This window comes from uncultured Corynebacterium sp. (assembly GCF_937999985.1).
GTDB lineage: Bacteria > Actinomycetota > Actinomycetes > Mycobacteriales > Mycobacteriaceae > Corynebacterium.
Window position 1 is genome coordinate 1 of sequence record NZ_CALLDG010000066.1, and the last position, 11,866, is coordinate 11,866.

Genomic DNA, 11,866 nt, shown 5'->3' on the forward strand with positions numbered 1-11,866 from the left:
CACCACGGTGCTGGGGTTGGCAGCATTCACAAACCAAAGGGTCACCAGGGTCACAGCTGTGGCTCCTTCTATCGCCTAGTTCTTCTTCTTGGGGTTGGTGCGCACGCCCAACAGGACGTCCTCCCAGTGCGGGGTGACGGCCTTGCGCTTCCGCTTCGGCTTCGCAGCCTTTGCGTCGGGGTGCATTAGGAATTCATTATCGCCGCGGTCGCCCCGCTCCGCAGGGGAATCGTCGCCAGCGGGGGGAGTGCCCTGCGCGGCGGGATCCCCGGGAGCCCCGGGAGCTCCAGCCCCAGCGGATCGGTCGCTCTGCCGGTTTTGATCGGCCTGGTCGTCCTCCCAGTACTGATCCTCGGGATCCTGCGTTGAGTGCAGCAGGGGCGTCACCGGGGAAACGCTGCGCACCGGCTGCCCGTAGCGCGGGTTCACCAGGTCGCCTGCGATGCTGTTGTGCGGGTGTGCCAGTGCCTTCTCCGAGCCACGCAGCTCGATGATGAACTCCGCGACGTGCGTGTTGGTGCGCCCGGCCGCGTCCTTTTCCCAAGACACGGTGACGATCCACTGCTTGGTGGAGTTCTGGTAGGCATCCCATTCGGCGTCCGAAAGAGACTCCCCGTGCGCCGCCAGAGCGGTGGCCAGAACCTCCCACAGCGGCTGGTTCGATACGCCATCCCCGTTTACCGGCAGCGCCGCGTGCGCGAGCTCCGCGATGCGTGCGCGCTCCTGCAGGATCGGCCACGCATAGGGCTCGATGCGGGACTCGTCCGTGTCCGCCTCGTCTGCCAGTTCGGCGACGGTAGCGCCGTGGCGGATGCGATCCTGGATCACGCGCGGGGACATCGAAATCCGGGTGCGGTGCGGACGCGCGTTAGGGCGGTCCTGTCCGCGCCCCTGGAATAGTGACGCCACCTCGGCCTCCACCGCTTCCTCCTCAGCGCGGGTTGCTGCTTGCTCCTCCTCCCGGTGTGCATCTGCGGCATCCGTGGCGGCATCGGTAGAGCCGCCAGGGCTGGGCGTGCTGGTGGCGCTGGCCGCGCTGGTGGTGTCAGAGTCGGAACTTTCGGAAGCCGCGGGGTGTTCAGCACCTTCAGTTTCTACGGAAGCGCTGCCCGCGCTGTCCATGGGGGCCTCACTAAGAAAGGAGCGCAACTCGTCAGTGACGGGAAGAAAGTACTCGGCGATGGGGCCGCCGACGGCGGGGTCAACGGCGCGCAGCACGAGCGACGAGGCATCGCTATCGGCGACGACAAATTTCAGCTCTTGCAACGTGGCCTCCTGACGGATGATGCGGCAAATGACGGCGGTGTTATTAACATCACCCTCCAACCTTAGCTAAAAGCTCGGTTGGAGGGTGAGCGGATTCAGTCGCTAAATGATGGCGAAACAGTAGCTGGATAGCGCCTTACTTGGCAGCGTGGCCGCCGTCGAGGATGAAGTCGATGGCGCCCGTCAGCTTCTTGACATCCTCCGGGTCGATGGCCGGGAACATGCCGATACGCAACTGGTTACGGCCCAGTTTGCGGTAGGGCTCGGTATCCAGAATGCCGTTGGCGCGGAGGATCTTGGCGATCTTGGCGGCGTCGATGTTCTCGTCAAAGTCGATGGTGCCGACAACGAGGGAGCGGGCATCCGCATCCTGCACAAACGGGGTGGCCTCTGCGCGGGCATCGGCCCAGCTGTACAGGGTCTTGGAGGACTCGGTGGTGCGGGCCACCATGCCGTCCAGGCCACCGTTGGCGTTCATCCACTTCACCTGGTCGTCCAGCATCAACAGGGTAGCGACGGCCGGGGTGTTGTAGGTCTGGTTCTTGCGGGAGTTATCCACGGCGGTCTTCAGGTCCAGGAAGGCCGGGATGTAGCGGTCGGAAGCGGCGATCTCTTCCACGCGCTCCAGGGCGGCGGGGGAGAAGGCTGCCAGCCACAGGCCACCGTCAGAGGCGAAGCACTTCTGCGGGCTGAAGTAGTAGACGTCAGCCTCGTTGAGGTCGACGGGCAGGCCACCGGCGCCGGAGGTTGCGTCGATGGCGACCAGGGTGTCGTCCGAAGCGGCCTTCGGGCGGGTGACCGGAACCATTGCGCCGGTGGAGGTCTCGTTGTGCGCCCAGCCGATCAGGTCGGCATCGGTTCCATCCAGCTCGCTCGGGGACGGAGCGGTGCCTGGCTCGCCCGCGACGATCTGCGGCTCGTCCAGCCACGGAGCCTTCTTGGAGACGCTGGCGAACTTAGAGGAGAACTCGCCGTAGGTCAGGTGCGCGGACTTGTTGCGGATCAGGCCGAAGGAAGCGGCATCCCAGAAAGCGGTGGCGCCACCCAGGGAGAGAACGATCTCGTAGCCCTCCGGCAGGTTGAACAGCTGGGACAGACCCTCGCGTACGGAGCCGACGACGTCCTTCACGCCAGCCTGGCGGTGAGAGGTGCCCAGAATGGCGGCGTTGTCCTGGATGGCCTGCAGCTGGGCTGGGCGAACCTTGGACGGGCCACAGCCGAAGCGGCCATCGGCGGGAATGAACTCCGCGGGGATGGTGGGCAGGGTGTTTTGGTCGTTGGCAGGTGCGTTCATCTTTCCCTCTGATCGCTCGTATTTTTTGCGCTTGACTTTATAGGGTAGACCTTCACGCGGACTACGTGGCCTAAAGGTGTCAAAAATATAAGAATCGTGGGTGGTGGCGCAGTGTTTTACCCCCGCTTAACCCAGGCAGTCTGTCGTGCGCGTCACATAGGCACTACAGTGTGCCGTATCCCCCCGTCGGCTTTGCTATGCAAGTAACGCCATACGGGGAAGCCCTAAAGCGGCTACAATTTACAAGTGAAACCGTGAATCTGTGTTCCGCTCCATCGGTGCCGGCGCAAGCTTCTACCAAAAGTAATCGCTACAACATTCGCTGCGGGCAGGCACGTGAACATTTCAGAAAGGGATGTCAATGGCTACTGATAATCAGGACAAGGCCGTTCTCCACTACCCAGGTGGAGAGTACGAGATGGACATTGTCCACGCCACCGAAGGTAACGACGGTGTTGCACTGGGTAAGATGCTGGCAGAAACCGGCTTGACCACCCTGGATCCCGGCTACGTGAACACCGGTTCCACCAAGTCCGCTATCACCTACATCGACGGTGCAAACGGCATCCTGCGCTACCGCGGCTACGACATCGCCGACCTGGCTAACAACGCAACATTCAATGAGGTTTCCTACCTGCTGATCAACGGCGAGCTGCCGAACAAGGAGCAGGCAGAGGAGTTCAACGGCAACATCCGCAAGCACACCCTGCTGGATGAGGACTTCAAGGCTCAGTTCCGCGTGTTCCCGCGCGACGCTCACCCGATGAGCGTTCTGGCTTCCTCCCTGAACATTCTGTCCACCTACTACCAGGACTCCCTGGATCCGCTGAATCCGGACCACCAGAAGCTGAACACCTACCGCCTGATGGCGAAGGTGCCGATGCTGGCTGCTTACGCTTACCGCGCTTCCAAGGGTAAGCCGTACATGTACCCGGATAACTCCATGAACGCGCGCCAGAACTTCCTGCGCCAGATGTTCGGTTACCCGACCGAGCCTTTCGAGGACGACCCGGTGGTTACCAAGGCTCTGGACAAGCTGCTGATCCTGCACGCTGACCACGAGCAGAACTGCTCCACCTCCACCGTCCGCATGGTTGGTTCCTCCCAGGCCAACATGTTCGTCTCCATCGCCGCAGGCATCAACGCCCTGTCCGGCCCGCTGCACGGCGGCGCTAACCAGGCCGTTCTGGAGATGCTGGAGGAGATCCACGCTAACGGTGGCGACGCTACCGACTTCATGAACCGCGTGAAGAACAAGGAGCCGGGCGTTAAGCTGATGGGCTTCGGCCACCGCGTCTACAAGAACTACGACCCGCGCGCGGCCATCGTCAAGGAGTCCGCACACGAGATTCTGGATCACCTGGGTGGTGACCACCTGCTGGATCTGGCTATGAAGCTGGAAGAGATCGCGCTGGCTGATGATTACTTCATCTCCCGCAAGCTCTACCCGAACGTTGACTTCTACACTGGCCTGATCTACCGCGCCATGGGCTTCCCGACGGACTTCTTCACCGTCCTGTTTGCCATGGGCCGCCTGCCGGGCTGGATCGCTCACTACTTGGAGCAGGTCAACGATCCGACCGCAAAGATCAACCGTCCGCGCCAGATCTACACCGGCGAGGGTGCGCGCAAGCTCTAAGAACTCTCTGTTCTTTTCTTGGTGACGCCCCCTTGGGTTCAGCTACGCAATGCGTATGCCCCCAAGGGGGCGTTTCGCGTTTTGCTAGGGTGGAGCTTCGAGAAGCTATCAGTTCTTAAAGGAGACTTCCCCCATGAGTAAACCGCAGATCGACCTCTCGAATGGCCCCGCCCCGCAGGACCTGGTGATTGAAGATTTGGTGGTCGGCGAGGGTGCAGAGGCCGTGCCGGGTGGCATGGTGGAGGTGCACTACGTGGGAGTGGACTTCGAGACTGGCGAGGAGTTCGACTCTTCCTGGGATCGCGGCGAGTCCATTGAGTTCCCCCTCTCTGGCCTGATCGAGGGCTGGCAGGAGGGCATCCCGGGCATGCGTGCCGGCGGTCGCCGCAAGCTGACCATTCCCCCGGAGAAGGCGTACGGCCCGGCCGGTATGGGGCACCAGCTATCTGGCCGCACGCTGGTCTTCATTATTGACCTGATCGCCGTGAACTAAGACGCTAGGCGCCCTTTAGCGCCTTGGTCCAGCTCATCTTCTTGCCGTTGTTCAGGATGGAATTGCGGTAGACGCGGGCCACCAGCAGAATCACCAGAACCGTCGCGATGGTGGCGATGAGGAAGCTCAGCAGAACCTGCGGTAGGCTCATTGTGCCCGCCGCCATGTTCATCGGGGCGACCGTCAGGCTAAACGGCGGCACCCAACCTAGCACCTGCATGAACGTGGATTCCATGTTGCTGAGGCCGAACAGCGGGGCGTAGGTCATGCCCATAATGAACAGCAGGATCGGAGCCTGGGTGGACTGCAGATCCTCCGTGCGGGAAACCAAAGAGCCTGCTGCCGCGTACAGGCTGCCAAAGAACAGCATGCCGATGCAGAAGGCCAGCAGCATTAGAGCCACCACTGTGTAGTCGAAATCCACGTCCCCCAACAGCCCGGAGACGGACACTGCGACCGCGCCGATGACCAGGATGATTGCGGTGCCGATGAAACCGAAGACGGTGTTGCCGATGATTTTGCCAGCCAGGAAATCCATTGGGCGGGCGGAAGCCAGGATGATCTCCACCACGCGCGAGGACTTCTCCTCCGTGATGCGTCCGCCGACGTTCGCGGCGAAGAGGATGATGAAGTAGGCCATCAGCATCACACCGACCATGGCGGTGACAATCTGCGGCCCGTTGGCCTCCATCGCGTCATCTGCCTTTAAGTCCACGGTCTCCAACTGCACGGAGGGCGTGGCGTCGGCGAACTCCTCGGGGGAAACGCCCACTTTGTTTAGCGCTTCGGATTGCGCGTGCGCATTGATCGCAGCGCTAACGGTGCTGAGGATCACGGGGTCGGGCTTTCCTTCGGCGAGAAGCTCGTAGCCGGAATCAGTCTTCACCAGGGCTGCATCGAGGTCTTCGTCGGTCACCTTAGAGGAAGCCTCGTCGCGGGAGCCCACGGTTTCCGTCTCCACGCCACCGGAACCTTCAGTCCCTTCTGGGGTGCCTTCGGTGGAGGCCGAGGCGGCGTCAACAAACTCCTTCTCAATCCCCACAAGACCGAGCTTCGGGGTTTCGTTGCCGTCGTCCTTGCCGGCGAACCATGCGCCGACGAACACGCCGATGAGCATGACGGCGATGACGACAATCAAGGAAAACATGATCGCCTTGCTGCGGGAGGCCACCTGGATCTCGCGCTTGGCGACGGTGGCGATGGTGTTCGGGGAAGAATAACTCATGATTCGACGACCTCCTGGAAGAGCTCTGCAAGGTGCGGGATACGGCGGGAGAAAGAGTGGACCGGGCCGGTGGCCAGCGCAGCCTGCAGGATCTGCTGATCCAGGTCCGTAGTCTCAGCCTCGAGCAGCACGCCCTCGCCAAAGTCCTCGACCAGGCGCGTGCCCTGGGGGTACCAATCGCGCGCCGGAGTACGCACCTCGTAGACGATGGGGCCGCGGGTTCGCAGTTCGTCGACGGTGCCCTCGGCTTTCATACGTCCCTTGGCGATGATGCCCACGCGGTCGCACAGGCGCTGCACCAGATCCAGCTGGTGGGAGCTGAACAGGACCGGCACGCCGGCGTTGCAACGCTCAACAAGCAGGTCGCTCATCACGTTCACGGCCACGGGGTCCAAGCCGGAGAAGGGCTCGTCCAGGATCAGCAGTTCCGGGTTGTGGATTAGCGAGGCCGCCAGCTGGACGCGCTGCTGGTTACCCAGCGACAGCTCCTCCAGCTTGTCGTCCGAGCGCTCGGCCAGGCCGAGCTGTTCCAGCAGGCCTTCTGCGTTCTTCCGGGCCGCTTTGTCGCTCAAGCCGTGGAGGCGGGCGAAGAAGCGCAGTTGGTCACCGATCTTCTCCTTCGCGTACAGGCCGCGCTCTTCCGGCATGTAGCCAATGCGGCGGCGCAGATCATCGTCGATCGGCCGATCCCCCAGAAGCACCTCGCCGCTGTCCGCCGCGAGCACCCCCAGTGCGATGCGCATGGTGGTGGACTTGCCGGCACCGTTGGAGCCGACGAAACCGTACATCTCACCAGGCTGTACCTGGAGCGTCATGTCGTGGAGGACTTGGTGGTCCCCGTAACTCTTATTGAGGTTGTTGATATAGAGAGCTTCCATATATTCCTTGTGGATTTTGTTGGTTTGAATCCTTAGTCGAAATAAGAAGGATCCCGGTTATTGTCTCATATGCGAATGCATTAGGTCGGTGATAAAGCCTGTGCCAGTGCCGTCGCGGGAATGGCGCAAGTGGCGTACAAAAGAGGCCATGAGCGAAAAGAACAATGCAGTACCGACCCTTGAAATGAACGACGGCAAGGCCATTCCTCAGCTGGGGCTGGGCGTGTGGCAGTTGAGCGACGAGGACACTTACACCTCGGTGCGCGCCGCGATCGAGACCGGCTACCGCCACATTGATACCGCCGCGATCTACGGCAACGAGGAGGCCGTGGGGCGCGCCGTTGCCGACGCGGTGAAGGCCGGGGATGTGCAGCGCGAGGAGCTGTTCATCACCACCAAGCTGTGGAACGCCGACCAGGCGCGTGGTAAGGAAGCATTCGCGGAATCCCAGAAGAAGCTGGGGATGGACTATGTGGATCTGTACCTGCTGCACTGGCCGTGCCCGCAGGCCGACAAGTTCGTGCAGGCATACGACTCTATGGCGGAGATCCAGCAGGCGGGCGGCGCGACCAGCATCGGCGTGTGCAACTTTTACCCCGAGGCGCTGGATGCCCTGAAGCAGTCGGGCCACACCCCGGCCGTGAACCAGATCGAGATCCACCCAGGCTTTAGCCAGGCCGAGCAACGCGCGGACAACCGCGACCGCGGGATCGTCACCGAGGCATGGTCGCCGTTGGGGCAGGGGCAGAACCTGACCGACCCGACCATCGCGAAGATCGCCGCCGAGCACGGCGTGAGCGTGGCGCAGGCCATCATCCGCTGGCACATCCAGCGTGGCGACGTGGTTATCCCGCGTTCCTCCAAGGTGGAGCGCGTGCGCCAGAACTTCGACGTCTTCGGCTTTGAGCTTTCCGCCGACGAGGTTTCCGCCATCGAGGCTCTGGACGTGGAAGACGGCCGCATCGGCGGCGACCCGCTGACCTTCCACGCCGGCCTGGAGGGCTAGGGAAACTCCGCGCGGGTTCGCGCGAAACACCCGCGTATGGCACCGCGCCTGCGGTACATTGCTAGCCATGAGCGCAGGGCACGTCATCACTCATCTAGAGACCGTCGGGGCAGGCAAAGCAAGCAATGCCAGTAGTGCAAGCAATGCCGCCGCCCCGCAGGTCGGCGTGATCACCCTTAACCGCCCGGAGAAGCGCAATGCCCTCAACGCCGCCATCGCCACCGCCGTCGCCGAGGCCGTCCGCGCCCTCACTGCCGCCGGGGTGCGCGCCATTTTGATTCGCGGTGAGGGGCCCGTTTTCTGCGCCGGAGCGGACCTCTCGGGTGGCGTGTATGCCGATGATTTTTGGTCCGCCATGGAGGACATGCTCTCGGCCATCCAGACCACCCCGGTGCCGGTGATCGCCGATATTCACGGCCCGGCGGTCGGCGCGGGCTGCCAGATCGCTTTGGCTTGCGACCTGCGCGTATTCGCCGACGAGGGTGCCTGCTGGGTACCTGTTGCCGAGCACGGCTTCGCCCTGGATCTGTGGACCCACGCCCGAGCCCGCGAACTGTTGGGCGGCGCGCTGGCCCGCAACGTGTTCTTGGCGGGCGCCCGGGTAGGTGCCGAACAAGCCCAGGCAACGGGTTTTTCTGTGGTTCTTGATGACGCCACCCCCAACGCCACCGCCCTCGCGCATCGGGTGGCGCGCCAGGCTCCGCTGTCCATGGAGCATTCAAAGCGCGTGTTCAACAGCCCCGACATGCACGCGGATGCGGAGTTGCAGCAGATGATGGTGGACATCTGGGCCAGTGAGGACGTGCAGGAGGCGCGCCGGGCTCGCGCCGAGAAACGCGCGCCGCAATTCAGAGGCCGCTAAAATCCCAGCTGTTCTAGTCGCGGCCTTCCACCGACCAGGTGTGCACCGGCTGACCGCTGGCCTGGTGGGCGATGTATCGCTGCATCATGGTGGCGAGCGCCTCGGCGCGCTCTGGGGAATCCGGCTCGCTGTTCGGGGCCAGCCGGTTTAGGGTATCCAGCTGCCAGGTTGCACCGTTTTGTCCGCTGCGGGCACGGCCTTCGATGATCCCCAGGTACGTGTCGATCAGTTCGGGATCAACGTCCAGCAGTTCCAATCCTTCGCGGGCCTGGTCGAGCAGGTGCTCCGTAATCAACTCCCGAACCGGCACGGTCCCTACACGCGGCCAGCGCATGCTGGCGCGCAGCCCTTCGCGGGCGCCGGCGAGGAAGTTACTGTGGGCGTCCTCAAAAGAAAGCCGCGACCATACGGGGCGATTTTGCGTGCCCAGGAACTTGACGAGCCCGTAGTAGAAGGCGGCGTCCGCGACGATGTCGGCGGTGGTGGGGCCGGCGGGTAGCAGGCGGTTTTCGACGCGGATGTGGGAGAGCTCCAGGTTCGGGTCATAGATCGGGCGGTTCCAGCGCCAGATCGTGCCGTTGTGCAGGTTCATGTAGTGCAGGCCGGGGCTGTCACCGGACATGATGGGGGTGCCGGCCTCCAGGCGATCCTCCGGTAGGAGAGGGGAGAAGTAGCGGCCGTTTTCCTCGAAGAGGTCGAACACGCTGGTGATCCACCGTTCGCCGAACCACACGCGCGGGCGCACGCCCTGGTTGACGAGCTCTGCCGTGCGTGTGTCGATGGCCTGCTCAAAGACGGGGATGCGCGATTCGTGCCAGAGCTTGTGTCCGACGAATAGTGGGGAGTTGGCGCTGAGCGCTGCCTGCACGCCAGCGATGGCTTGGGAGGCGTTCCAGGCGTTGGCGAAGAGGTTTGGCGCGACCTGCAGGTGTAGCTGCATTGAAGTGCAGGCGGATTCCGGCGCGATGTCCTCGAAGTCGTGGCTATAGGAATCGACGGTGCCGAGCACTCGGCCGGGCAGGGCGCCTTCGAGTTCGATGCGGACGAGCTCGCCGCGGGATTCGAGGATGGCGTTGTTGAGAGCCTTGTAGCGGTTCTCGTCGGTGATCCAGGCGGGATCGCTGAGGAAGTCGGTGGTCAGGGTCGGAAGGGTGCCGATCATCACGGCGTGGGAGCCGAGTTCTTTGGCGGCTTTCTGCACTGCGCGGTGGCGCTCGTCGAGGCCTTCCTGCAGTTGCTCGAGCCCGCGGCCGGTGATGGCCAGCGGGGGATGGTTCATCTCCACGTTGAAGGAGCCGATCTCGGACTGGTATTCCCCCGGGTGGGTTTCTTCCAGCTTCTCCAGCACGCCGACGTTGCAGCGCTTGGGTTGCATGTCGTCGCCGACGAGGTTCATCTCTAGCTCCAGGCCGATGGTGCCCTGGTTGATGAACTCTGCGCTCTGCAGGTGCTTGTCGAAGACCTCCAGCTCGGCGTTGAGGCGCTCGCGGAAGCGGGTGCGTTGTTTCGGTGTGTAGGTATCTTTAGATACTGCGTCGCCCATGCTTCTTAATCGTAGCCTCGCTGCGGGTGTGGTGTAGGGGTTCTTTGGTGTGGACGCCCACACGTTCCGGTGCGCTGGGGGACTGGGGTGCGGTGACCAAAAGGGCTGGTTAACGGGGAGCGTTGACGGGCTTGTATTATGTACCTCGCACGGATTCCGTGCGATTGCCCTAGTAGCTCAGTGGATAGAGCACGGCTCTCCTAAAGCCGGTGTCGGAGGTTCGATTCCTCTCTGGGGCGCCATGTGATGTCTCGAGACATCGTTCCGGTTATGTCTCGGGGCTTTCTTTATTCTTGTTGCCCGGGTTGGGGTTGAGTTCGTTGTCTTTTTGGTTGTAGTAGATCTTGTCGGGTGTCAGTGTGTAGTGGGCTATATGTTGCCCCGTGGCGGTGATTTTGATGTCCGCTGTGTTGTCTACGCACATGATGGTGATGGGTTCTCCGGTCCATCGGCGTCCGATATAGATGCGTCTGAGTTGTCCGCCCCATCGCAGTGTTGTTTTGCCGTTTTTGGCGACTTTGTCGGTGCGTAGGCGGTAGTCATGAGTCTTGGCGCCAGGGCGGGGGTGCGCTTTGGGTAAAGCGTTGTAGGCCTCTGCAGGGGTACATCGGTTGAGCGCTCGGTGGGGGCGTTTGTTGTTGTAGTAGTCGATGATGTCATCGAGTTGTTCGTTGAGGTTGTCGATGTCTCTAGCTTGGGGTTTGTTGCGTAGTGCCAGTTTGAGCGTGTAGTGGAAGCGTTCAACTTTGCCTTGGGTTTGTGGGTGATAGGGTCTGCCGTTTTTCTGTTCAATCCCTAGGTCTAGGAGGAGTTGTTCGAAGCCATTGCGTGCTGGGTTGGTGCGGTCGTTGCTGGTTGTGAATGCTCGTCCGTTGTCGGTCAGGGTTGATTGTGGGTAACCGTGGATAGCGGCTGTGTAGGCGAAGGCTTCAATGACGTGGGTGACGGTTGCGCTGTTAAACGCTTGGCAGCGTAGTACGTAGCGTGAGTGGTCGTCGAGGATTGTGAGGATAACGACGCGTTGGTGGCCAGCGATGGTCCAGTCGCTGTAGTCCATTTGCCATGTTTCGTTGGGTTGGTCTGCTTGGAATCGTATCCATGAGCTGCGGGGACGCTTTTGTGGTTGGAGTGTGACGTGTCCGTTGTTTTTGAGGATGCGGTGGATCGTTGCTGTTGCTGGCAGTGGGGTTGTGTCTTCTTGTTCGAGATGCCAGCGGATGGTGTGGGCTCCTGCGTCGGTGCCGCGGTTGGTCAGTTCGTTGCGTAGTTGGAGGATGCGGTCGACTGTGTCAGGGGTGGTGGCGCGTGGATTTGTATGAGGGCGTTTTGATTTGGGGGTCAGTGCCTCCACGCCGCCTTCGTTGTAACGCTTTTGAAGTGTTCGGATCCAACGGGTTGTCACGCCGAAATGTTGGGCTGCTTCGGCTTGAGTCATACCAGTAGCGAGCATGGTTTCGATGATGATTTTCGGCGCTGGTTTCTCCATGGGTTCAGCATGGAGGAACGATGTCGCGAGACATCAGTTTCAGCGTGTTTGGGGCAACTTTGGTGTGTTGCAGGGCATGTGGTTTTTTACCGGAACGATGTGACGAGACATGATGGTTCTCGGCACCGGAACGATCTCATGAGACATGCGGAACGATGTCACCGAACCAGACAC

At 61.8% G+C, this 11,866-nt stretch carries 10 protein-coding genes and 1 tRNA gene; 5 read left to right on the forward strand and 6 right to left on the reverse strand.

Annotated elements, in window-relative coordinates:
- Positions 1-75 precede the first annotated feature (75 nt).
- Entirely contained in the window at positions 76-1,266 is a 1,191-nt protein-coding gene (gene sepH, locus Q0331_RS03115) for a septation protein SepH (RefSeq protein WP_298074788.1), read from the reverse strand.
- Positions 1,267-1,402: 136 nt separating this feature from the next.
- A complete protein-coding gene (gene serC, locus Q0331_RS03120; protein ID WP_298074790.1) occupies positions 1,403-2,560 on the reverse strand; it encodes a phosphoserine transaminase in 1,158 nt (385 codons plus the stop codon).
- Between the two features lie 361 nt (positions 2,561-2,921).
- Here serC and Q0331_RS03125 point away from each other — a divergent pair, with 361 nt between their 5' ends.
- Together Q0331_RS03125 and Q0331_RS03130 are read left to right on the forward strand one after the other, a co-directional pair.
- A complete protein-coding gene (locus Q0331_RS03125; RefSeq protein WP_298074792.1) occupies positions 2,922-4,199 on the forward strand; it encodes a citrate synthase in 1,278 nt (425 codons plus the stop codon).
- Between the two features lie 133 nt (positions 4,200-4,332).
- Positions 4,333-4,692, forward strand: coding sequence for an FKBP-type peptidyl-prolyl cis-trans isomerase (locus Q0331_RS03130; protein WP_035005105.1), 360 nt, complete (start codon positions 4,333-4,335; stop codon positions 4,690-4,692).
- Positions 4,693-4,696: 4 nt separating this feature from the next.
- On the opposite strand, the gene Q0331_RS03135 is transcribed toward Q0331_RS03130, so the two are convergent.
- Positions 4,697-5,917: an ABC transporter permease gene (locus Q0331_RS03135; RefSeq protein ID WP_298074795.1), complete on the reverse strand. Its 1,221-nt coding sequence runs from the start codon at positions 5,915-5,917 to the stop codon at positions 4,697-4,699.
- The gene (locus tag Q0331_RS03140) at positions 5,914-6,795 is read right to left on the reverse strand and encodes an ABC transporter ATP-binding protein (RefSeq protein ID WP_049049636.1); all 882 of its coding nucleotides are present in this window, start codon (positions 6,793-6,795) and stop codon (positions 5,914-5,916) included. Before Q0331_RS03140 ends, Q0331_RS03135 begins: the two co-directional genes overlap by 4 nt.
- 148 nt (positions 6,796-6,943) lie before the next feature.
- Here Q0331_RS03140 and Q0331_RS03145 point away from each other — a divergent pair, with 148 nt between their 5' ends.
- Positions 6,944-7,801, forward strand: coding sequence for an aldo/keto reductase (locus tag Q0331_RS03145; RefSeq protein WP_298074798.1), 858 nt, complete (start codon positions 6,944-6,946; stop codon positions 7,799-7,801).
- 67 nt (positions 7,802-7,868) lie between these two features.
- Positions 7,869-8,663 carry an enoyl-CoA hydratase gene (locus Q0331_RS03150; RefSeq protein ID WP_298074800.1) on the forward strand — a complete coding sequence of 265 codons (795 nt, stop codon included), beginning with the start codon at positions 7,869-7,871 and terminating at the stop codon, positions 8,661-8,663.
- A gap of 13 nt (positions 8,664-8,676) precedes the next feature.
- Here the strand turns inward: Q0331_RS03150 and Q0331_RS03155 are convergent, their stop codons facing one another.
- Complete coding sequence (locus Q0331_RS03155; protein WP_298074802.1) at positions 8,677-10,206, reverse strand: glutamate--cysteine ligase; 1,530 nt, start codon at positions 10,204-10,206, stop codon at positions 8,677-8,679.
- A 166-nt stretch (positions 10,207-10,372) separates the two neighbouring features.
- On the opposite strand from Q0331_RS03155, the gene Q0331_RS03160 reads away from it, so the two are divergent.
- A tRNA-Arg gene (locus tag Q0331_RS03160) sits at positions 10,373-10,448 on the forward strand.
- Positions 10,449-10,474: 26 nt separating this feature from the next.
- On the opposite strand, the gene Q0331_RS03165 is transcribed toward Q0331_RS03160, so the two are convergent.
- Complete coding sequence (locus Q0331_RS03165) at positions 10,475-11,692, reverse strand: IS481-like element ISCje1 family transposase (protein ID WP_298074804.1); 1,218 nt, start codon at positions 11,690-11,692, stop codon at positions 10,475-10,477.
- Positions 11,693-11,866 lie beyond the last annotated feature (174 nt).

What these genes read in the sequence shown, in the direction of transcription:
- serC (WP_298074790.1), bottom strand. Translation starts at nt 2,560, where the DNA reads ATGAACGCACCTGCCAACGACCAAAACACCCTGCCCACCATCCCCGCG.
- Q0331_RS03125 (WP_298074792.1), top strand. Translation starts at nt 2,922, where the DNA reads ATGGCTACTGATAATCAGGACAAGGCCGTTCTCCACTACCCAGGTGGA.
- Q0331_RS03130 (WP_035005105.1), top strand. Translation starts at nt 4,333, where the DNA reads ATGAGTAAACCGCAGATCGACCTCTCGAATGGCCCCGCCCCGCAGGAC.
- Q0331_RS03135 (WP_298074795.1), bottom strand. Translation starts at nt 5,917, where the DNA reads ATGAGTTATTCTTCCCCGAACACCATCGCCACCGTCGCCAAGCGCGAG.
- Q0331_RS03140 (WP_049049636.1), bottom strand. Translation starts at nt 6,795, where the DNA reads ATGGAAGCTCTCTATATCAACAACCTCAATAAGAGTTACGGGGACCAC.
- Q0331_RS03145 (WP_298074798.1), top strand. Translation starts at nt 6,944, where the DNA reads ATGAGCGAAAAGAACAATGCAGTACCGACCCTTGAAATGAACGACGGC.
- Q0331_RS03150 (WP_298074800.1), top strand. Translation starts at nt 7,869, where the DNA reads ATGAGCGCAGGGCACGTCATCACTCATCTAGAGACCGTCGGGGCAGGC.
- Q0331_RS03155 (WP_298074802.1), bottom strand. Translation starts at nt 10,206, where the DNA reads ATGGGCGACGCAGTATCTAAAGATACCTACACACCGAAACAACGCACC.
- Q0331_RS03165 (WP_298074804.1), bottom strand. Translation starts at nt 11,692, where the DNA reads ATGGAGAAACCAGCGCCGAAAATCATCATCGAAACCATGCTCGCTACT.